The sequence below is a fragment of the Burkholderia sp. Se-20378 genome, assembly GCF_017104665.1.
In the GTDB taxonomy this organism is placed as follows: Bacteria; Pseudomonadota; Gammaproteobacteria; order Burkholderiales; family Burkholderiaceae; genus Burkholderia; species Burkholderia lata.
In genome coordinates this window covers 1-21,711 of the sequence record NZ_JAAGPG010000065.1, presented here as the reverse complement: position 1 = coordinate 21,711, position 21,711 = coordinate 1, and the positions used below count along the sequence as shown (strand labels likewise).

The 21,711-nt window shown below is 63.9% G+C and carries 12 protein-coding genes; 2 read left to right on the top strand and 10 right to left on the bottom strand.

Translation table 11 applies throughout. The features are described 5' to 3' along the window. Nucleotides 1-94: 94 nt before the first annotated feature. Together G3N93_RS41500 and G3N93_RS10395 are read right to left on the bottom strand one after the other, a co-directional pair. Nucleotides 95-451, bottom strand: a complete 357-nt coding sequence (locus G3N93_RS41500; protein ID WP_241026493.1) for a hypothetical protein — start codon at nucleotides 449-451, stop codon at nucleotides 95-97. 8 nt (nucleotides 452-459) lie between these two features. Beyond that, a complete protein-coding gene (locus G3N93_RS10395; protein ID WP_206132969.1) occupies nucleotides 460-9,858 on the bottom strand; it encodes a hemagglutinin repeat-containing protein in 9,399 nt (3,132 codons plus the stop codon). A 1,051-nt stretch (nucleotides 9,859-10,909) separates the two neighbouring features. Between G3N93_RS10395 and G3N93_RS10390 the strand changes: the two genes are divergently transcribed. Continuing rightward, nucleotides 10,910-11,110, top strand: coding sequence for a hypothetical protein (locus tag G3N93_RS10390; protein WP_374196442.1), 201 nt, complete (start codon nucleotides 10,910-10,912; stop codon nucleotides 11,108-11,110). Between the two features lie 238 nt (nucleotides 11,111-11,348). Further along, nucleotides 11,349-12,458, top strand: coding sequence for a polyamine ABC transporter substrate-binding protein (locus G3N93_RS10385; RefSeq protein ID WP_174939303.1), 1,110 nt, complete (start codon nucleotides 11,349-11,351; stop codon nucleotides 12,456-12,458). Nucleotides 12,459-12,532: 74 nt separating this feature from the next. On the opposite strand, the gene G3N93_RS10380 is transcribed toward G3N93_RS10385, so the two are convergent. The 8 genes from G3N93_RS10380 to G3N93_RS10345 all read right to left on the bottom strand — a co-directional run bounded on the left by G3N93_RS10380 (nucleotide 12,533) and on the right by G3N93_RS10345 (nucleotide 21,685). Further along, nucleotides 12,533-13,750, bottom strand: a complete 1,218-nt coding sequence (locus tag G3N93_RS10380; protein ID WP_206132968.1) for a porin — start codon at nucleotides 13,748-13,750, stop codon at nucleotides 12,533-12,535. A 73-nt stretch (nucleotides 13,751-13,823) separates the two neighbouring features. Next, nucleotides 13,824-15,635 (bottom strand): tannase/feruloyl esterase family alpha/beta hydrolase, encoded by a 1,812-nt coding sequence (locus G3N93_RS10375; protein WP_206132967.1) that lies wholly within the window; start codon nucleotides 15,633-15,635, stop codon nucleotides 13,824-13,826. A gap of 226 nt (nucleotides 15,636-15,861) precedes the next feature. Then, nucleotides 15,862-16,569 carry a substrate-binding domain-containing protein gene (locus G3N93_RS10370; protein ID WP_206132966.1) on the bottom strand — a complete coding sequence of 236 codons (708 nt, stop codon included), beginning with the start codon at nucleotides 16,567-16,569 and terminating at the stop codon, nucleotides 15,862-15,864. A 14-nt stretch (nucleotides 16,570-16,583) separates the two neighbouring features. Continuing rightward, nucleotides 16,584-17,267, bottom strand: a complete 684-nt coding sequence (gene ligK, locus G3N93_RS10365) for a 4-carboxy-4-hydroxy-2-oxoadipate aldolase/oxaloacetate decarboxylase (protein ID WP_174939139.1) — start codon at nucleotides 17,265-17,267, stop codon at nucleotides 16,584-16,586. Nucleotides 17,268-17,269: 2 nt separating this feature from the next. Beyond that, entirely contained in the window at nucleotides 17,270-18,295 is a 1,026-nt protein-coding gene (locus tag G3N93_RS10360; RefSeq protein ID WP_206132965.1) for an amidohydrolase family protein, read from the bottom strand. Between the two features lie 68 nt (nucleotides 18,296-18,363). After that, entirely contained in the window at nucleotides 18,364-19,713 is a 1,350-nt protein-coding gene (locus G3N93_RS10355) for an aromatic acid/H+ symport family MFS transporter (protein WP_206132972.1), read from the bottom strand. Nucleotides 19,714-19,834: 121 nt separating this feature from the next. Next, a complete protein-coding gene (locus G3N93_RS10350; protein WP_206132964.1) occupies nucleotides 19,835-21,139 on the bottom strand; it encodes a gallate dioxygenase in 1,305 nt (434 codons plus the stop codon). 81 nt (nucleotides 21,140-21,220) lie between these two features. After that, the gene (locus G3N93_RS10345) at nucleotides 21,221-21,685 is read right to left on the bottom strand and encodes a hypothetical protein (RefSeq protein WP_307873402.1); all 465 of its coding nucleotides are present in this window, start codon (nucleotides 21,683-21,685) and stop codon (nucleotides 21,221-21,223) included. Between the last annotated feature and the right edge of the window lie 26 nt (nucleotides 21,686-21,711).

The window sequence follows — 21,711 nt, the reverse complement described above, 5'->3', positions numbered from 1 at the left end:
CGCATAGATTTTGAAAACCGCATCCCAATTTACCAGGAGCTTGCACAGATGGTGCCAAAACTGCTTGATAGCCTTGCTGCCAAGCTTCGCGTCGTCACTCAATAAATTTAAGAATCCTCAAGTCGTGCCTAAACAACTCAGCCTCATCAGCGGGCACTCCTTGCAAAAGGTCATTCAGGCCCTCTGTCGAAATTTGATTGGAGATTTTATCTCTCATTGTCTTTTCGAGGTCTGCGTGCCATCCGCCAGACAGTACCAACCAAATCACACGAAACATTAATATTTCAAGTCGACTCTCAAACGCTCCGTCATATTCATAATCAATGTAACCTAGCACTTCAAGGTGCGAATATCTACCAACAAGTCCACGGTCCCGGCAAAAATTGAAATAAAGCCCCAGCACATCGGCCTTCATGATTTCATACGTGGTTCGATCGCCATTCGATTCCATATAACCTCCTATCTCTTGGATGGTTTTATCACGCCGTTATTGTCCATCACATTGATCGTAATGTTCGGATATTTGTTTTGGAACTGCTGAATCACATTTGAACAACTTGTGCATGGTGGACGTTCCGTGAACAAATTGATCACTCCGCTAACGGACGTGTTGTCCCCAAGTTGGGCGGCGATGTTGTTCAGAATTTTAGCTTCCGAATCTGTACTTCGGTTCAATAATATCGGCCTATCTCCGCCGGTCATCACATCCGTACTAATAAACGTCTCCGGTACCTTCCCAACAAGTCCTGCTGCCTGCTGGGCTGCGGTAGGATCGTCAATTTGGCTCGATGCCACCATTCGGGGTTGGATACCCGGAACACTAATTTCTGCGACACCCACATTGCCGGTTGTCCGAGCACTGCCTGTCAGCGTCGCCCGAACATCAGCAACCTGCTGCATCAAATCGTTCTTGATCCCGGCTTGAATCGACTCAATCGACTGCGGGACACCCTTCGCCGCTGCCTGTGCTGCCGCATTGTTTGCGGCTACGCTGCCGACGGCTGCGCCGAGACCCAAGCCGGCATACGTCAACGCCGCACCGCCCGGACTCATTCCCAAGCTCTGCAATGCCAGTTCGCCATAGGTGGGAGTCGGGTTGCCGTTCACAAGTTGCGTGAAGCCAGCCTTCGCGTAATCGAAACTCACGCCCGCAACTGCCGCGCCCGCAATACAGGCTACCAGCGTATAGCAGCCTCCTGTTGCAGCCCCGATCCCCGCTGCGGTACTGCCAACACCCTGCACGGCACCGACAAGACGGTTCGAAATCTGATTGCGGTCGTAGGCATCCGACAAGGAATCGAGCTTGCCGTACCCATCGAACGCACCAGCCTTCTTCAGAACCCCTTGCTCGTAGGTGAACTGCACGCCGTCATTCTGCATCTTTTGCAGCACTGCTTTGTTCGGATCACTGTCCGGGATGTTGTCTGCGCAATGCACAAGCGCGCATTCCGCTGCGGCAAGGCGGTACTGCTCTTGCGGCGACTGATTCTTTTGAAGCTGCTGAAGCTTTTGCGCCTCGCTCTCGTGTAACTGCCGGTTGTAAAGCTCGTTGTTCGCCGCCGCGCCAGCACCCGCGAGCGTGCCCGACGAACCGCCACCAGCCAGTGCGCCGCCCGCTGCGCCGCCGGCCGTCGCGACGACTTCGTTCAGCGCCTTGCGTGCGGCCGCCTGCGCGTCCAGCGGCAGTTGGCTAACGGCCTGATCGATGATCGGCTGCGCAAGCGATTGCAGCGCATCGCCTGCCAGCGAACCCGCCACCGCACCGCCGATGTTGCCACCCGACAAGGCCGCGCCGATCGCGGCCACCGCCGCATGCAGCGCATCGCGTCCTGCGCCGCCTTCGCCGAACAACGCCTTCATCTGCGGACTGCTGTTCTCAAGCTGCGTGGCCGCTTCCGCAACCGCGAACGTCGCTGCCTTGCCGAACGCCTGCGCGAACGCCAGATCGTTCTGCGTCTGCTGCAAGTTGAACGTGTTCTTAACCGTTTGGTTCGCGTTCGCGGTATCGCGCGACAGACCTGCCGTGCTGTCGGTGCCGTTCTGCTGGTCAGACGTCACGGTGATCGTTGCCGGACTCACCGCCGCCTTCGTCACACCGCTCGCACTGTCACCCGTATGCGCGAAGCTCGGGCCGCTCGAAGTCGAGAAACCTTCCGACGAAGCGGAATACGACATCGAATTCTGAATATCCTTAAACCCGAGGCTGCCCGTCGTCAGCGTATTGCTTTCGGCAGGGGCCACGCTCGCGATCTGCGCGCCGTTGAGCTGCGTATGGTTCGCGACGTTCACATCGAATCCGTCCTTGCCAGCGACGATACCGGTCTGCTGATTCACCGAAGCATAATTCGCATCGATGCCGGTATGTCCGATCGACACGTCGGCACCGCCGCCGTAGCCGAACGTAACGCTACCGCTCGCACCTGCACTATGCTGGTTGCTCGCGTAGTTCGACGTATCCTGAACACTCGTCATCGTGAGGTTGCCGCCCACGTCTGCCTTCACCTTGTCGCCGGACACCTGCGCACCGGTCAGCGTTGTGTCGCCACCCGATTTCATCGTCAGCGTGTCGCCCGCTGCGATGGTCGTGTTGGTCTGCGTCACAGCGCTGCCGTTGCCTTGCCCGTGCGAGTTCGTGCCATTCGCAAAAATGCTGATCCCGGTCTGCTTGCCTACACCGATCCCGACGCCCGCGTTCCAGCCCGACGAACTGTTCGAACTCGTGTCCTGCTCGGTACTCTGTGCGTTATGCAACGTGATCGCGTTGTTTGCATCGAGCGACACGTTCTTACCCAACACGCTCGCGCCGGTCATCGTGATATCGCCGGTTCCGGGTTGTGCGTTGCCGTTCGCGTCGGGCGTGCCCGTCGCGGTCACATGCACGTTGCCGTTACCAATCAGCGACGAATTCTTTGCCTGCGTGATGGATGTCGTCTCGTTGCTACTGCTGTGGCTCGATCCGATACTGAGCTGAACCTGCACACCGTTCGCGGCTTCGCTGACGTTGCCATTCGACAGGGCAGTCGCAGCATTCTTCAATCCATCACGACTCTGATAAGCCTGTTCGGCTGCCGCCACGCCTTGTACGGCCGCGAGGCGCGAATCGCCGGATTGCGCGCCCTGACGCACCGTGCTCGCCATCGACTGACCAAGGCCCACGACGCCACCGTTCACGCCGACGCTCAGCCCCGATTGACTGAAGTGCTGCGACTGCGCATCGTTGTACGTGTCATAGGCGGAGTTCACGACAACGTTTTGCCCCGTCACGTCGAGGTTTTGGCCGGCAACCACGGTACTGCCGGTAATGGTCGCATCCTTGCCCGCGTTGATCGACACGTTGCCGGACGATGCGCCTACGACGCTTGCGTTGTTCGTCACCTGCTTGGTCTGATCAGTGTTGCCCATCGAGCGGCTACCGAAGGTCACGGACAGTCCGCCGTTGGTCAACAGGCCGCTTTCCTTCTTGTCGTAATACGACGACGATTGCACCGTGTCCTGCGACGTGGTGATATTCACGTTGCGCGCCGCGTCGAGGCTCACAAGGTCCGTGCCGACAATGTTGCTGCCCGTGACGTTAATATCCCGGCCGCTTTCGACCGTCACCCCGTCCGCCGAAATCGTGCTGCCTTGACTATAGGTTGCGGTCTGATCCGCGCCGCTTGCGACCTTCACGCCGCTTACCACGTTGCTATGGCTATGCGTTTCTTGCGAGTCGGACGTATGGGTTTCGGTCGCCGCGCCGACATTCACATCCCCCTTTGCCAGCAGGTTTGCATTGCCTTTGTCGAGGCTGATCGAGCTGCCGATAACATTGATATCCTTGCCCGAGGCAACCGTGAGCGTATCGCCACTATGCACGGCCGTGCCAAGCAGCGCTTCGTCAGAGCTGTGTTGCTGTTCCGCATAGCTGCCGTGGTGGTCGCTGCCGGAGCTATTGCTATCGATGGTCGACGTCGCACTCGCTGCGCCGAACGTCGCATTGCCGTTGACGCCGATCGTGCCACCACCGCCAAGGTTGAACTGAGCGCCCTTGGCAGTCAAATCACCGCCAACCGCAATATTTGACTCGCCGCCGACTTTCACCGCGCTGCCCGTCACGACGTTTATGTCGGTATTCGATACCCCGTTGGCTCGCTCGACCACCTTATGCTCGCCGGTCTGTACCGCACCGAGGTTCCAATTGCCGCCGATATCCATCCCGAGATTGCCGCCAACCGTCAGCGCGCCCGCATTCTGCTCGAAGTTGCCGCCGGTCTTGATCGCGGCATCGCCCGTTACATTGATCTGCGCAAGCGGGCCGAGCGTCACGGTGGTGCGCGTCGCACCGGTCGCGCTCACCTGATTGAGCGTATTCGTTGCGGTGTTCAGCAACAGATTGCCGCCTGCGTCGAGGTTGAGGCTGCCGGCCTTCACGTTGGCCGACGTGAAATTCATATCGCCGATCGTTTGCAGATCCATCGCGCCGCCGCTGGTCAGTGCGCCGAACGCGCTATCGATCGACTGGCCGTGAATCGTCATCGCGTCGCTGGCCGTGACGGTGCCACTGTTCTTGAACGTCTGGGCGTTTTCCAGATCGATATCCGTCGCAGCGATCAGCGGGCCATTCCAGTTTTGCTGATTGGCCTTCGCGAGATACACGACCGGCACCAGGACCGATTGGCCGTCGACCACGCGCGTTTCCATCATGACGACGTTGCTCGTCAGGCTCGCGACCTCATCGGCCGTCAGGCTCATGCCGAGCGGCAGATCGAGCGATTTGGCGAGCGCCGCGCCCGAGGCCATCATTGCTTCATACATCGCCTGCGTGTCGGTGTAGGGGCCCAACACGGCTTTGCCTGTCAGGGCCGTGACCTGATTGCGCACGAGCTGCTGTTCATAGAAGCCGTCACCCAGACGCTTTTCGACCGTCTGCGGATTCATGCCGAGCTGTTGCAGGTAGTAATCGCTCGACATGAACGTCCGCTGATTCGTGAAAGCGGGGTTCGTCTCGATCAGGTACGTTGCGCCCGGCGCGGTGTCCGGCTTGAACAACCCGCCTTGCGGAATCGTCAAGTTGTTCAGCACGTTGAGCGCCGTGGCCTTGGCGATGATCGGATCGACCATCACCGGCCCGCCACCGGGGACCGTTGCTCGCTGGCCCGTGCCGCCAAGCTGGCCCGTCACCGAACCCGGCGTCAAACTCGGCACCTGTCCGGCAACCAGCCCGAGCGATGGCAGGCCCGCATTACCCGCCGTGTTGTTGATATTGACGCCGTTTCCGGACAGCGTGCCACCCGTGACGAACGTCGATTCGTAGCTCGGCAGGGGGTAGGTATGCACGTTGGCCGGCGCGACCTGCGTATAGCCTCCCGGTACGCCCGTGACGAACGTGGCATTGCCAAACGGCAACTGCCAGTTATATTCGCTGCTGTCGTAGTTGTTGTAGTGGTACTGGCCCGAGTAGGTGACCGTCAGGCTCGGCGCTTGCTGGCCGGATGCACCCCAACTGTTCGCATCGTAGTTCGCCGGGGCCTTGATGTTGCCGACCGCCGCGATATTGCTCCAGTAGTTCTTGAGCGTCCCGGTCGCAGAGGCATCGAGGTTACCGCCGACCATGATTTGCGCAGCGGGGCTGATATTCTGAATCAGGTTGGCCGTCGCGACGCCCGTATAGGTCGTGTAGAAGTACCCACTGTTCCACTGGCCGCCGTGCGGCGGCTCAATGTACATGCCGCCCGGCTGGGCGATGATGGCAGCCGTTTCGGCCGGTGTGATGTTGTCGGACCGGAGACCGGCGATCATCTGTCCCCCGCCCACGCAATTCACGGCGAAATACGATGCGCAACCCGACAAACTGATACCCAAGGCGGCCAGCACGGCCGGATCAACGTTATTCGTCAATCCACTCGTCGTCATCTGGCGGCGCGTGTTCGTGACCAGATTGGCGTCCAACGTCATATCGCCACCGGACTGAATCAACGCCGACTGGTTCAGGATCGATTGCGCGTTCGTGTAGTTGCCATTCGCATCCTTGCCGCCGGCCAACACGACCTTGCCGAGCCCGACGATCGAGGTTTGAGGCGTAGTGTCGACCGCGGTCGTGTCGTCCCGGTTCTGGATCACGGGCGCGAGCAATTCAAGCGAGCCGTTGCTATCCGATGCCCCGATCAGAGCCGTGGGGCCGACGTTCGTAATGCTCGTGTTCGCGACGAGCGATGCGCTCGCGCCGACCATTGTTCCGGTATTGGTCAGCGTATTCGAATGCGTCGACAGCAGATAGCCCGCCATCATCGTGCCGCTGTTGAGAATGTCGCCTGCCGATACGTTCAGGTTGTAGACCGCCGACAGATAGCCCGTATTGGTGAAGGTGCCGCGCAACGAAAACCCGAGCTGATTGCCGGCATTGAAACTGTAGTGCGGCGACAAGCTGAAGTTGCCTTGCAGGTTGAACTGTGCATTGTTCGCCGCGCTGTAGGTGCCACCACCCGACAGCGTCGGTGCCGTCACCGTCAGATCGTGGGCCGAGCCGATTTGACCGTTGGTATCCGTGATTGCGCCGGTCGTCGTTATCGACGTGTCGCCGCTGGAACTCCCCATTTTGCCGGCGGTGTTGTCGATCGTGCCGCCTTGCACCTGGAGACTCGCGCCGTTCATCTGTGCGCCATTCGTGTTGCTGATCGCGGACGCGTTCACGGCGAGGTTGCCGTTGCCGCTGACCATCCCCGCCGCATTCACGAGCTGGCTACCGCCTTGCACGGTCATATTGCCAGTGCCGAAATTGAGGATCTGGCCTGCGGCGTTCTGGATGGCCGCCGCTTGAATCGCGAGCGTGCTGGTGTCGGTTGGCGCGCTCGTACCGGACGCGACGACCCCGTTCTGATTGAGCAGCGAGCCGCCGGTTATCAGCGACAGCGCCGCTTGCGAACGAATCAGGCCTTGCTGGTTCGAGATATCGCCGGCCACGTTCGCGACGATGCCTTGCCGGGCCGCGAAGGTGCCGAAATCGTTGTTCCATGAGCCGGCTTGCACAACTGCTTGCCCGTTGCTGACGACGGTACCGCCGACGTTGCTGAACGCACCCGTGCCATGGCTCGGCGCGATCGTGAGGGTTCCCGTGCCGCCGAACGTCAATTTACCGGCATCGTTCATCAGCATCGCGGGCGTCAACAGCAGGTTCGTGCTGTTGGTCTGAAACACGCCGCCTTGCGAGTTGTCCAGCAGGTTCGCGACATTGACCGTCATCGGCCCCGTGCCGAACTGCGTGAGATTACCGCCCCGGTTCAGGATGTCGGTTGCCGCAATGGTGGCTTGGTTCGTCTGAATCGAACCAAGGTTATTGTTGAGCGTGCTATCGACGTTGAGGGCCAGCGTCGGAGAAACAATGGAGCCGCCATTCTGGTTCGACAGCGAGCCCGCGTGGATCGTCGCGCTCGTGCCTGAGCCGAGCCGACCTGCATCGTTCGTCAGCGCGCCGCCGACCGTCGCCGTCAGGCCGGTTTGACCGATCACGCTGCCGGCCGTGTTGTTCATCGTCTCCGTTTGGGCGACCACTTGCCCGTTGCTGGCGATGTGCCCTGCAACGTTCGAAATCGAGCCGGTGCCATTGCCGAGGGTCAGCGTACCGCTCCCTGCGTGCGTGATGGTGCCGGTGTCGTTGATCAGCGTCGCAGGTGTCAACGCCAAATCCGTGCTGTTGGACTGGATCGTGCCTTTCTGCGAGTTGTCGAGCGTGCCGGTGATATTGACCGCCATCGGGCCCGTGCCGGTCTGCGTGACGACGCCGGCATGGTTCTGCAAATTCGTTCCGTTCAGGCCGACCTGTGCGCCTTGTATGTTGCCGGAATCGTTGTTGATCGTCGTGGCGTTGACCACGGCCGTTTGACCCGTCACCGCGCCGTTCGCGTTCACGAACTGCGAGCCGGCGTTCATGGTCGTGGTCTGCGCGGATGCCATCGTGCCGTTGCTGTCGTCCACGCTCTGGCCGGAAACCGTCAGATTCGTCGCAGCGGACATCGCGCCATGGTTCACAACGCTGCCGCCCTGCACGACGGTCGCGCCGTTGCTCCCCATCACCCCGCCCTGCGCACCTGTGGCCGTTGTGCCCGCGGCGTTCAGAATCTGGCCCGTCGTCGTCACCGACAGCCCATCCGTGCCGAGCGCGACGACGCGTCCCGCATCGTTCTGCAGCGACGCCCCGGATACCGACATGCCGGCCGCGCTCTGCATCGAACCCTGCGTGTTCACGATCGCGCCGCCGCGTATCGCTGCCGTGCCTTGCGAAACCAGCGATCCTGACTGATTCAGTAGTTGCCCGGACGCGAGAACGAGCAGCGGCCCGGTCGACGATACCTGACCGGCCTGGTTCGAAACGGTCGAGCCGGCCAGCGTCACGCCGCTGCCGCCGGACATGGCGCCGTGGTCGTTGATGACGGCGCCCGATGCCTGCGCGCTGATCGCGCCTTGTGCGCTCGTCGTCGCGCTCGTGAGGTTCACATCGCCGGCGCTTGCGCTCATCGACAGCCCGCCGTTCGCGGCCGTCTTGCTGCCTGCGAGGTTCACGCCGCTGCCGGCGAGTGTCGCATTGCCACCCGCGATGTTCTGACCGGTCGCGTTCAGCTGCCCGTTGGTCAACACGGTCAGGTCGCCGCTCTGACCAACCGACCCGTCATTGCTCACGCCCGCGCCGAGCGTACCGGTCGACGTGACCGAGCCCGCGTTCACGCTGGTATTCTGCTGCGCCGCGAGCGTGCCTGTATTCGCCACGTCTGCGCCGGTATTCACCGACACCGACTGTTGCGCGTAGGTCGTGCCGCTGTTCGTCACGCCGTTCGCGGAGGTCATCGCGATATTGCCGCTCGCCTCGGTACGTCCCGACAACACGAGCCGGCCGTTCGACTGCAAATTCAGATCGCCGGCCTGCGCGGCGACGACGCCGGCATTGGATACGCCAACCCCGACGCCGTACTCATTGGACGCCAACAGGATTTTCCCGGCATACATCCCGCCCAACTGGCTCACGTCGATACCGATCGCCGGTGCCGCGCCGACGCCGGCAATCGGTGTCGCGGCGAGCGTGCCGTAATCGACGTGATTCGCGCCGGCCACCACGTTCAGCGTATTACCGCCATACGTGGCCGCGTTGATTTTGACGGCTCTTGCCAGCAGGTCAACCTGATCCAGATTCGACGCGTTGAATCCCGCGCCTTGCACGGTGATATTGCCCTGCGTGACATTGATGCCCGTGACGTTGCCGTTCGCATCGATCAGCGGTGTGCCGGTTGTCAGCGTGGCGCGTGAGGTGTTCAGAAAGCCGCCGCCGTCGAGAATCAGCCCCGAGGGGTTAGCCAGGATGAGATTGGCTTTAGCTCCTGCGATCTCAACGTAACCCTGGATCAACGAAGGATTGTTGCTGTTCACCTGGTTGACGATCAGTCGCGCCGATTGTCCCGGCAGGAAATTCGGATTCCCGCCAATCACACCCGCTTGCGTCGTGTTAACGATAACGGGGGAGTTGTTCAAGATCGCGCCAGAGCGGGATACATCGAACTGATTGTAGGTATTCAACGACACCGCGCCGCCGCCGACGGGCCGGTTGATGTTCACCTGTGGGAGCCCGTTGGGCGTTTGGATGACGGAAGGAGCATTCGCGCCGCCCGGTACGATCTGTGCGATAGCCCAGGTCGGCACCACGCCTGCCACAATCAAGACGGCCAACGCCGTATGTCGCAAAGCGAAGCGCTTGACGAGCTGCGGCAAGCCGCCAGCCGAAACGCAAACCGTCTCTCCCTGCGTTGCCTTGCCTGCTGAATTCGCGGTTTCCTCGACGGCCACCAGCATGCCGCGCACGCGGCTAAATACGAGGCGATACTGATTCTTGTTCATTGTTTTTGGTCTCTACTCTCAGATTCATGCAGCACAGCGAACTACCCCGAGACTGAATAATCGGGGAACCGGTGAATATGTGCTGTCAAAGACTGTCAGGTGTCGCTGCCGTGCGTCGTGAAATTTCAATTCACTTACGGAATCGAACTGGGCAAGATTTCCAGCTCGCCGTTTGTATGGTCTGTGGCAGTCGCATAGCACCCGATCGCGGCAAGCCTCGCAAAGCACGAAACGCTTTTCCGGGACGCTTCTGGCGCGTGCTCCATGATCGACTCAAGCATGATGACGTCGTGGACCCGATCCACCATTCTTTCCACGGGCGCAGCAATTCCGCGATCAAATTTAATTTTGATTGCCAATAGTTTTGAAAAGAAAAATGCAATCACGGAATCGTGGTGCTATCGACAGGTAGAACACGGCCCGCCGCAAGCGGCGACGCGTTCATGTGCGCTGCCGTGGTCATCGCTTGCCACCCGTCCGAATAGACATGCGAGCGGCTCGCGAGCTACGCATCGAGTCAAACCAAGACGATCCGCACCAGCCGTGGTGGGCCTTCACCGACGCGCGAGCGCGTCATGAGCGGAGCGGTGCCCACTGCCTGCGACACGCCCGCCGGCCTGCCATGCGCGGCATGCGGGCGGCGGGTGATTCCCGCACTCGCCTGATGACTTTCACGCCGGCGTGTCGCAGCGAGAGATAAAACGCAATGTCATCAATCGGCCACATCGATTTATCGAATGGTGAAATACGAAGTGCGACCTTTTGTGTGTGTCTGCATCGTTGCCATCACCTCAAACGCGTTCATCGGCCTTCGAATTCCTAGGGAAAATCCGGAGACATCCTTACAGCGATTTATCTGATGATTCATGGAAACGTCATGTTTCGGCGATCCAGCAATCTGCCAGGCTTTCAATTCGCGTCTCGAAACCAACGCCCCCGCGCGTCGAACGCGATGACCGAAACCTGAAGCGGCAGTCGCTGGCGAATCGTCAGGTGTTCAATACTTTCAACAACCCGGTCGAGAGTAATCGTGAGATTCCGTGGCCCGCTGGTGCGGTGGAGACGAGGCGATGCGCGAAACCTGCGCGCTACGATCGCGTCCTCCGACGACAGTGACGGCTGGCAAAGCCCTCGTCTGCCTCTGTCGATCTACACCATCCTGTCGCGCCGCTCCGTTCGCCGCCACAACGCCGTCGCCGCGCGTGCCTATGTCGCGATCCATACCGACGACGTGGCATCGCTGCTGCCTTAGCGCCCCCCTTTCCCTGACTCCGTTCGACCTGCTCGCCGTGTCGCCCGACCGGTGACGGGATCGGCTTGCGCTTCGTTTTCGCGCGCGCCGGCTCGTACTCGAATGGACTCCTGATCACCGTGCACCTCGCTCGCTCACCGCGAGCGGCGGTCGCGCACGCCCGCTTCATCCGATGCACCATCGCGCAACGACCCGCCCCTCGCGGATCGACACGCGCACTGAAATGGAAGACTACGTCATGCGAATCCGCACGCTTCGCCGCGCCATTGCAACCGCCGCCATCCTGTCGGCCGCCGCGGCCGCCGGCACGACCGCCCACGCGGCCGGCGAACTGAACATCTACAACTGGTCCGACTACATCGCGCCGGACACGATCCCGACCTTCCAGAAGCAGACGGGCCTCCACGTCCGCTACGACAACTACGACAGCGACGACACGCTGCAGGCGAAACTGATGTCGGGGAATTCCGGCTACGACATCGTCGTGCCGACGTCGAACTACATGGCCAAGCAGATCCAGGCGAGCGTCTACCAGCCGCTCGACAAGTCGAAGCTGCCGAACCTGTCGAATCTCGATCCGCTGCTGATGAAGATGGTCGCCGATGCCGATCCGGGCAACCAGTACGGCGTGCCGTGGGCATATGGCACCGACGGCATCGGCTACAACGTGCAGGCCGTAAAGAAGGCGCTCGGCGACAAGGCGCCGGTCGACAGCTGGGCGCTGGTGTTCGATCCGGTCAACATGGCCAAGCTGAAAAGCTGCGGCGTGTCGTTCCTCGATCAGGCCGTCGACGTGTTCGCGGCGACGCTGCAGTACATGGGCAAGGATCCGAACAGCACGAACCCGGCCGACTACCGTGCGGCGTACGAGGTACTGAAGAAGGTGCGCCCGTACATCACGCAGTTCAACTCGTCGGGCTACATCAACGATCTCGCGAACAACGACCTGTGCGTGGCGTTCGGCTATTCGGGCGACGTCGGCATCGCGCACCGTCGCACCGCCGAAGCGAAACGCCCGTACGAGATCCGCTTCGCAAACCCGAAGGAAGGCGGGCTGCTGTGGTTCGACATGATGGTGATCCCGAAGGACGCGCCGAACCGCGACGCCGCGCTGAAGTGGATCAACTACGTGCAGGATCCGAAGGTCAACGCCGGCATCACCAACGCGGTGTTCTATCCGACCGCGAACAAGGCCGCGCGCCAGTACGTGAAGCCCGCGATATCACGCGATCCGTCGGTATATCCGGCCGACGAGGTGCTGAGCAAGATGACGCTGCTCAAGCCGATGCCGCCCGAGATTCGCCGGCTGCAGAACCGGCTGTGGGCGCAGTTGAAGACGGGCCGCTGAGCGCCATCGCGTGACGTGACGTGACGCCGCGCCTCCGGCCGTCCAGGCCGGAGGCGCATGCAGTCACGCCCGCATCAGAACCGGTGGATGATCCCCGCGCCGATTCCGAACTGGTTGCCGGTCGACGACGGCGCCGTGTTGAACCCGTCGCCCAGCGTCGCGGTCGCGTCGACGATGCTGCCCGCGCCGCTCGTGCCGAGCGTCTTGCCCTTCGCGTGCTGGTACGCTTCGAGCAGGTACAGCCCCGTGCGCTTCGACAGCGAGTAGTACTGCGACAGGTTGAACTGGTGATACTGCGCGCTGTCGGTGATGCCGTTCGATTCCGTCGCACGCGTGTACGCATAGCCCGCGCCGAAATCCCAAACTGCCGACGGCTTCCAGTGCAGCACCGCGCCGGCCGTATTGAAGATCGCGGTATTGAAGAACTTCGACGCCGCACCCGGGATGTACTCCGTGTTGGTGTACGTCGCCGTCGCGTCCCACGCATCGCTGAACCGGTAGCTCAGGCCCACCGCGAACCGCTGCTGCGCCTTCGCGGTCTGGTAGCCGTTCGTGACCGCCGACACGCCGATCTGCGAACCGCCGTTCGACGTCGTCGAGTTCGCGCCCCACGCGCCGCCGGCCGTGTTCGAGTTGTTCACGCGCTCGAACGCGACGCCGGCGCCGAACGGGCCGGCCGCGTACTGGATGCCGGTCGCCCACGTCGAGCCCGCGTTCGTGCTGCCGGCCACGCCGCCGAACGAGTAGGACCCGCTCAGCGTCACGCCGTACCATTTCGGCGACGTGTACTCGATCGTGTTATTCGCGCGGTAGATCGTGTCGAGCCCGTCGACGTCGCCCGGGTGCGCGCCGTAGTAGCCGGTGATCCACGTGGTCGGGCTGAACGGCGACATCGTCTGGTAATACGACGCATATTGCCGGCCGGCGGTCAGCGTGCCGTACGTGGCGTTGGTCAGCCCGACCCACGCCTGGCGTCCGAAGATCGCGTCGGTGTATTGCGCGGCGCCGGTCGCCGAGTTGAAGCCCGATTCGAGCGTGAAGATCGCCTTCGTGCCGCCGCCGAGATCCTCGCTGCCCTTCAGCCCGAAGCGGCTGCCGGCCCACACGCCCTGGTTCATCCTGACGACCGACTTCCCGCCGCTCGTCGAGCCGACCGTCGTCGCGTTGCTCTGGTAGCCGATGCCGTTGTCGACGATCCCGTACAGCGTGACGCTGCTCTGCGCGAACGCCGGCGCGACAGCGGCCAGCGCGACGCCGGACGTCAGCGCCATCCGCAATGCCTGTTGCTTCATGTATCCGTCTCCTTCCTTGTCTTCTCGAGTGAATGAATTGTCTTGATGGCTGCGTGCCGCCTGCTCACGGACGTTACGGACGGTACGCATGCCAGCCGTTGCCGCCCGTGCAGACGAGCTGCGAACCACTGACCCGGCACTGCGCCTCGTAGCCCGGCGAGTACAGCCATTCGCCGGCCCAGTGCAGGTCGACGTATGGGTCGGCCTTCGGCGTATCGGCGACGAAGTTCGCCGCGTCGTCGGTGCTGCCGCTGCCCGTGTAGCGCGCGGTGGCCGGATACGGAAACACCGGACGCGTGCGCGTCGTGTTGCCGTTCGCATCGACGATCGACGCGACGATCCTGCCGGGCGTCGCGCCCGTCTCGGTCCACGCCATCAGCGGCGTGAGGACGTCGAACACGTCCGGCCCCTGACCGCCGCCGCAGTGCGCAACGCCCGGGAACAGGTAGAAGCGCGCGAAGCGGTCGACCGGCGCGTCGCCCATGGTCTTCTTCATCGCTTCGTAATACGCGATGCTCGAACGCGGCGAGATGTGCTGATCCTCCAGGCCATGCCACAGCAGCAGCTTGCCGCCGCGGCCGGCGAAGCGGCCGAGATCCGGATCGGTCGCGGCCAGGTAGTTCGACACCGGCACCGTCTTCGCGAATGCGTCGAGCGTGAACTTCAGGTCGCCGATCGTCGCGGACGGGTACGACGCGTTGTAGTAGTCGAGATAGCGCAGGAACGGCAGCACGAAGCTGATCGTGCCGCTCGGCGCGGTGGCGGTTGCCGGCACGAACAGGCTCCAGTTCAGCTCCGAGCCCCATTCGCGCGACACGAGCGGTTCGAGACGCGTGCCGTTCGCCGTGGTTGCGCCTTCGTGGATGCGGCGCACGACGTCGGCTTCCCGCGGCGTCAGGCACGTCGCGGTCGATTGACCGGCCGCGCACACGAGCGTCGCCGGATCGAACCGGCACGCGCGCGGGTTGTCGATCACGCCGTCGACCACGCCATCGAGCCCGTCGCACGCCTTGAGCACCGCTGCATGCAGCATCGGCAGCTTGCCGGCGAGCAGGATCGCATTGCCCGTCTTCGGGTCCGTGTTGACCGCGGCCGGCCATGCGTGATGGAACGTGTTCTGCACGATCAGGTCGTTCGCGGGCGCGCCGGCCGCGATGCCGTCGAAATCGTCGGGAAAGCGCTGCGCTTCCATCAGCGCTTCGCGGCCGCCGTCCGAGCAGCCGTCGAAGTACGCATAGCGCGCGGGCCGCGCGTAGAACTTGCCGATGATCGCCTTGGCCACCTGCGCGGTGGCATGCTCGGCGCGGTACGCGAAGTCGAGCTTCGCCTTCGGGTCGAGCGCCCATGCGCCATCGTTACCGCCTTCGTGGCCCATGTCGGTCGCGGCCATCGCGATCGTCCCGTTGGTCACCGGCACGCAGGTCGACGCCATTGGCGCATTGACCGACAGGTTGCCGCACAGTCCGCCGCAGCCCGTCTGCAGATAGCGTTGCGTCCAGCCCTGCGTCGGCAGCTGCAGTTCGAACAGCGACGCACCCGGCCCGATCGTGCCTTTCACGTCGCACACGGGCGCCGGCAATGTGTTGTTGCCGACGACCGTGCCGGCGGGCAGCAGCACCGCCGACGTGATCGTGACGGTGCCGTCGGTCACGCCGCTCAGGTCGAGCGCCGCGACGGCCGGGCACGACATCGCAGGCATCACCGCCGGAAGATTCGCGAGGCCGCCGGCTGCGTTCGCTGCGTTCGCCGCGTTCGACCAGCCGGCCAACATCGCGCACAATCCCATCATGCCGATCGCCAGCATCCGGATCAGCGCATCGCGCCGCATGCCTGCCGCGCGACGCCACGCGCGCACGCTCCACCCTGCCCTGCAGTTCGTCTGCATTTCTGTCTCCTGTCGTTCTGGTTGGCTTGCCGCATCGTCGTCAGGTGGCGATGCGGCGACTTCACGAAACGTCTGCGATACCTCGCGTGAATCGAACCTTCATGCGACCATCTTCTTCATCAGCATAACTAAGCTCACCGTGTACACGCGTTGCGAAGACGACCGATTCCCATCTGATCCGTTTATCGATTCCGGCGCGCCACTGCCGCGCCGGCGCCGCTCGGCCCTACGCCGGATCCATCCCGTGTTCGCGCTTGACGCGATCGGCCTGCGGCGATGCCAGGTAAGCAAGAAACCGTGCGACAGCCGCGCGATCGCGTGCCGTGCGGCACACCGCTGCGGAAAACACCGTGACGGCCTGAACGGCTTCCGGCAACACACCGACGACGTCGATGCCCGGCACCTGCATCAGCTCGCTCAACTGCTGGAAACCGAGGTCGACGTCGCCCGCCGCGATCAGCTCGCCGACCGGCACGCCAGGCGGCGCCTGGACGATACGCGGCGCGATCGCGTCCGCGATGCCCCAGCGCGCGAACAGGCGATTCAGGTGCGCCCCGCTCGGTCCCGTCGAATACCCGATCCGGCCCGCGCGCAGGATCGTGTCGCGCACCTCCGCTTCGGTGCCGATCTCCGGCCGCGCCGCGCCTGTCGCCACCGCAACGGCGATGCCCGAGCGCGCGACATCCACCCGGCTGCTCACGTCGACATGGCCATCAGCCGCAAGCCGCTCGATCGCGTCGGCTGCAAGCACGACGAAATCGAACGGCTCGCCGGCCCGCACGCGCCGCGCCGCGTCGACACCGCCGACCGACGTGATCGACACGCGACACCCCGTTTCGTCCGCATGGGCGGCCGCCAGTCGTGCCAGCACCGGCCGCGTCGCCATCGACGAAATGCCGGTGACGGCCGTCGCCGCACACGCGGTCTGCGTCATCTCCGCCGCCCCCATCAGTCGATATAGCGCAGGCCGGCCTGGCGCAGCGGCTCGCGCATGTCGTACATGTCGAGGCCCAGCACACCCGACGCGAGCTTCGCGCGCTTCGCGGCTTCGTTCGTCTCGCGTGCGATCGCCTTGTCGAGCACGTCGGCGGCTCGCGCGGCCGGTACCACGACCACACCATCGTCGTCCGCGACGATCACGTCGCCGGGATGGACGAGCGCACCCGCACACACGACCGGCACGTTCACCGAACCGAGCGTTGCCTTGATCGTGCCTTTCGCGGAAATCGCCTTGCTCCACACCGGGAACTGCATCGCGTCGAGCACCGCGACATCGCGCACGCCCGCGTCGATGATCAGCGCCTGCGCGCCGCGCGCCTTGAAGCTCGTCGCGAGCAAGTCGCCGAAATAGCCGTCGGTGCAGTCGGCGGTGATCGCCGCGACGACCACGTCGCCCGGCCGGATCTGCTCTGCCGCGACGTGCATCATCCAGTTGTCGCCCGGATGCAGCAGCACGGTGACGGCCGTGCCGGACGCCAGCGCGCGCGGGTAGATCGGCCGCATGTACGGCTTCATCAGGCCGGTGCGGCCCATCGCCTCGTGCACCGTCGCCGAGCCGAGCGCACCGAGCCGCGCGGCGACGTCCGCGTTCGCGCGGTGGATCGTGCGGTAAACCACGCCGAGTTCGTTCATGATCACTGCCCCTTCGCTTTCAGTTGTGCATCCAGGCGCGGATAGACGCGCCGGGCATTGCCTTCGTAGATCTTGTGCCGCGCTTGCGGATCGAGCGACGACGCGTCGATGTAGCGCTTCGTGTCGTCGTAGTAGTGGCCTGTGTCGGGATCGATCCCGCGCACCGCGCCGATCATCTCGCTCGCGAACAGGATGTTGTCGACCGGAATCACGCCGGTCAGCAGGTCGATGCCGGGCTGGTGATACACGCACGTGTCGAAGAACACGTTGTTCAGCAGGTGATCCTTCAGCAGCGGCTTCTTCAGCTCCTGCGCGAGCCCGCGAAACCGTCCCCAGTGATACGGCACCGCGCCGCCGCCATGCGGAATCACGAAGCGCAGCGTCGGGAAATCGCGGAACAGGTCGGAGGTCAGGCACTGCATGAAGGCGGTCGTATCGGCGTTCAGGTAGTGCGCGCCCGTCGTATGGAAGCACGCGTTGCAGCTCGTGCTCACGTGGATCATCGCGGGAATGTCGTACTCGACCATCTTCTCGTAGACCGGGTACCAGTAGCGGTCCGACAGCGGCGGGCTGGTCCAGTGGCCGCCGGACGGATCGGGATTCAGGTTGATCGCGACGTTGCCGTATTCGTCGACGCACCGGACCAGCTCCGGAATGCAGGTCGCGACATCCACGCCGGGGCTCTGCGGCAGCATCGCGGCCGGCACGAAGTGATCGGGAAACAGCTGGTGCACGCGGTGGCACAGCTCGTTGCACACGGCCGCCCACGTGCTCGACACGCTGAAATCGCCGATGTGATGCGCCATGAAGCTCGCGCGCGGGCTGAAGATCGTCAGGTCGAGGCCGCGTTCGCGCATCAGCTTGAGCTGGTTGAGCTCGATCGATTCGCGCAGCTCGTCGTCGCCGATATGCAGCTCGGAGACTTTCGGCCGCTCCGACGGGCTGTTGATCGCCGCGACCTGGCGATTGCGCCACGCCTCCAGCGCCTTCGGCGCGGTGGTGTAGTGGCCGTGAATGTCGATGATCATTGCAACTCCTGCGTGGGATGACGTGTTCCGCCGCCTGCCGGCCGCCGCGCCGGTTCGGCGCGGCGCGCTCAGTGCGCCGGGTTTTCCAGTTCCTGCGGTTCGGGCGCGGGGGTGCGCTGCGACGTCATGATCGCGATCGCGGCCAGCGTGGCCGGCACCGCGAGCATCGACAGGATCGCGTCGAACTTCCAGCCGAGCCCCAGCAGCGCACCGCCGATCGCGGAGCCGAAAATGCTGCCGAAGCGCCCCATTCCGAGCATCCAGCTCACGCCGGTCGCCCGTGCGACCGTCGGGTAGCGTCCCGGCGCATACGCGTTCAGCCCCGTCTGCGCGCCGCTCATGCAGAAGCCGGCCGCGAACACCAGCAGCGCGAGCGACGACGACAGCGCCCCGGCCCATGCGAGCACGGCCACGCACAGCCCGCCGCCGAGATACGCGGCGCCGATCACCGGCGCCGGCCGCACCTTGTCCATCAGCCAGCCGACGCCGATCGCGCCGATCGTGCCGCCGATCTGGAACATCGCGGTCACGTTCGCGGCCGTGCTGACGGACAGGCCCGCATCCTTGATCAGCGTCGGCAGCCAGCCCGTCAGCAGGTAGATCACCAGCAGGCCCATGAAATACGTGATCCACAGCGACACGGTGACGAACCCGTAGCCTTGCGAGAACAGCACGCCGATCGGCCTGCGCGTCGGCAGCGGCGGCTCGTTCGACACGAAAGTTTCGTTGCCGGCGAACTGCCCGCCGCATACGCGGTTCAGCAACGCGGCGATGCGCTGCGACGGCGCGCCGCGCACGGCCAGCAGCCGGGCCGACTCGGGCAGCAGCCACAGCTGCAGCGGAATCAGCAGCAGCGGCAGCGTGCCGCCGAACAGCAGCACCGCACGCCAGCCGTGCAGCGGAATCAGCCAGCCCGCGACGAACCCGATCAGCGCCGAGCCGAGATTGAAGCCCGTGAACATCACGGTGATCATCAGCGCGCGCATCCGCTTCGGCGCGTACTCCGACAGCAGCGTCGTCGTGTTCGGCATCGCCGCGCCGAGGCCGATGCCCGTCAGCAGCCGCAGCATCGCCATCTCGAACGGCGTGTGCGCCTGGGCCGTCACGATCGTGAACACGCCGAACAGGAACACCGACGCGATCAGCACGCGCTTGCGCCCGAACCGGTCCGCGCTCGGGCCGGCCACCAGCGCGCCGATCACCAGGCCGATCGGCGCCGCGCTCATCACGAGCCCGAACTCGGGCCGCGAGATCGCCCAGTCATGGATGATCGACGGCGCGATGAAACCCATGATCGCGACGTCCATCCCGTCGGCGATCACGACGAGGCAGCACAGCACGACCAGCAGCCACTGATAGCCTGTCACCGGCCGGTCGTCGATGAACGACTTGATGTCGATTGCCTTTCCGCTTCCCATCATGTCTCTCCTGTCTCCTTGGCGACGATCGTTCATATCGATTCGTCATCCTATTTATATGGCCTGGTATGGCGCCGAACTCCCGAAACGAAGGCGCATGGTCACGCGCCTTCGTCACCAGTCACGTGGTGTGCGGCGGCTCCGCGCCGTCCCAGCCAAGCGGTCCCGCACTCTTGCCCGCCACCGAATACAGCGCCCCAGGCGCGTTCCGGGTGCGCTGGAACGCCTCCAGCGATTCGCCGCGCATCGCTGCGTAGATGTGCAGGTTCGAGACGCCCGTCACCGCACCGAGCTTCTCCAGCAGGAAGAAGATCACGCCGTAACGCAGCAGGCCCGCCCAGTCGCGCCGGCGGATCAGGTCGCGCTCCTGCTCGCTGAGGCCGGCCGCGTCGAAGCTCGCCTCGGGGTCGCTCAGAAACAGCGCGCGATGCGCGGGCTCGATCATCCGGTGCAGATAGTCGTTGATCCGGTACGCGTCGACGGCCTTCGCGATCGTGAACGGATAGGTGCCCGGCAACTGCTCGACGCCGGCGAGCTCGACCCCGATCCGCTGCCGGTGCCGTTCGGCCGCCGCCGTGTCGATGTCGGTATCCGCCGGTTCGTAGACGGCCGTCGCGATGCCTGTCATCGACGGCAGGTAGTAGCTGCGATGCCGGCACACGACACCGGCCGGCAACGCGCCGCGCATCGTCAGCCACATCACGACCTCGGCGCCTTCGTAGCCGCCGAGCGTCGCGTATTCGGCGAGCGGCATGCCGGCGAGACGTTCGGGATCGCGCTCGAGCAGGTCGAGAAAGCGCTCGTCCCATTCGGGATGGTTGAAGCCCGCGCGTTCGCCGTGCACCTGGTGCGACAGCCCGCCCGTCGCGACGATCGCGACGCGCAGATCCTCCGGATAGCTTTCGATCGCCCGGCGCAGCGCCTGGCCGAGCCGGTAGAAACGGCGCGCGGACGGCACCGGCAACTGCAGCACGCCCATTTGCAGCGGCACCAGCCGCACCGGCCAGTCGGGCTGGTGCGGGCACAGCACCGACAGCGGCGAGAAGCAGCCGTGATCGAGCGGCTTGTTCTGGAAGAACGACATGTCGAACTCGTCGGCCATCAGCGACTGGCCGATGTGCGCCGCAAACGCCGGGTGCCCGGCGATCGGCGGCAGGTCGCGCGCGCCGCCGCCTTCGTCGGCCGGATGCCACTGCGGCCCGACGCCAAGGGCGAACGCCGAGTAGTGATCGAAGAAGAACGACGTGACGTGGTCGTTGTAGATGAACAGCAGCACGTCGGGGCGCCGGTCGGCGAGCCACCCGGCCAGCGGCGCGAAGTTCTCGAAGATCGGCGCCCACACGGGGTCGTCGCGCTTGTTCTTGTCGAACGCAAACCCGATCGTGGGCGTGTGGGAGGCCGCGATGCCCCCGATGATCCGTGCCATGCCAATGCTCCTTCGTGTTGCTCGAGTGCGGCCCGGCCCGCCCGGCCGGCCGCGACAAAATGAATGGTGTGCGTCCGCTGGCTACGCGAAGCCGCGCGGTTGTGGTGCCAGGCTGCGCTTGACGACCAGCGCGAGCGGGACGGTGAAGACAAAGTGCGACATGAACCCGCCGATGATCACGTTCGGGTCGAAGTAGTTCGGGTGGTTGCTCGACGCGATCATGATCATCACGTGCATCACGATCCACGCGACGATGGCAAAGAACAGCGCGACGAACGTCGCTTCGAAGCCGCGCCGGCGGAACCACGGCCAGATCGCCGCGAACACGATGCCCCACGCCATCGCGAACGCGAAATGGATCGCGGTGCCGATGAAATACGACCCGATGCCGAGCGCGTCCTGCACGCCCTTGCCGAACACGAGCCCCGTCGCGTTGCGCGGGATGCCGGCCAGCGGCATCAGGTGCTGCGCGCCGACCCAGACCAGCGCCTCGTAAACCCAGATCAGTACCGCGCCGGCCACGCCGCCGCGAACGCCCGCGCGCACCGTGTCCGCCCACGCGGCCCGGTCCG

Excerpts from the sequence above, each read along its gene's own strand:
- ligK (WP_174939139.1), bottom strand. The coding sequence starts at position 17,267 with ATGAACGAACTCGGCGTGGTTTACCGCACGATCCACCGCGCGAACGCG.
- G3N93_RS10380 (WP_206132968.1), bottom strand. The coding sequence starts at position 13,750 with ATGAAGCAACAGGCATTGCGGATGGCGCTGACGTCCGGCGTCGCGCTG.
- G3N93_RS10370 (WP_206132966.1), bottom strand. The coding sequence starts at position 16,569 with ATGACGCAGACCGCGTGTGCGGCGACGGCCGTCACCGGCATTTCGTCG.
- G3N93_RS10350 (WP_206132964.1), bottom strand. The coding sequence starts at position 21,139 with ATGGCACGGATCATCGGGGGCATCGCGGCCTCCCACACGCCCACGATC.
- G3N93_RS10375 (WP_206132967.1), bottom strand. The coding sequence starts at position 15,635 with ATGCAGACGAACTGCAGGGCAGGGTGGAGCGTGCGCGCGTGGCGTCGC.
- G3N93_RS10385 (WP_174939303.1), top strand. The coding sequence starts at position 11,349 with ATGCGAATCCGCACGCTTCGCCGCGCCATTGCAACCGCCGCCATCCTG.
- G3N93_RS10355 (WP_206132972.1), bottom strand. The coding sequence starts at position 19,713 with ATGGGAAGCGGAAAGGCAATCGACATCAAGTCGTTCATCGACGACCGG.
- G3N93_RS10360 (WP_206132965.1), bottom strand. The coding sequence starts at position 18,295 with ATGATCATCGACATTCACGGCCACTACACCACCGCGCCGAAGGCGCTG.
- G3N93_RS10395 (WP_206132969.1), bottom strand. The coding sequence starts at position 9,858 with ATGAACAAGAATCAGTATCGCCTCGTATTTAGCCGCGTGCGCGGCATG.
- G3N93_RS41500 (WP_241026493.1), bottom strand. The coding sequence starts at position 451 with ATGGAATCGAATGGCGATCGAACCACGTATGAAATCATGAAGGCCGAT.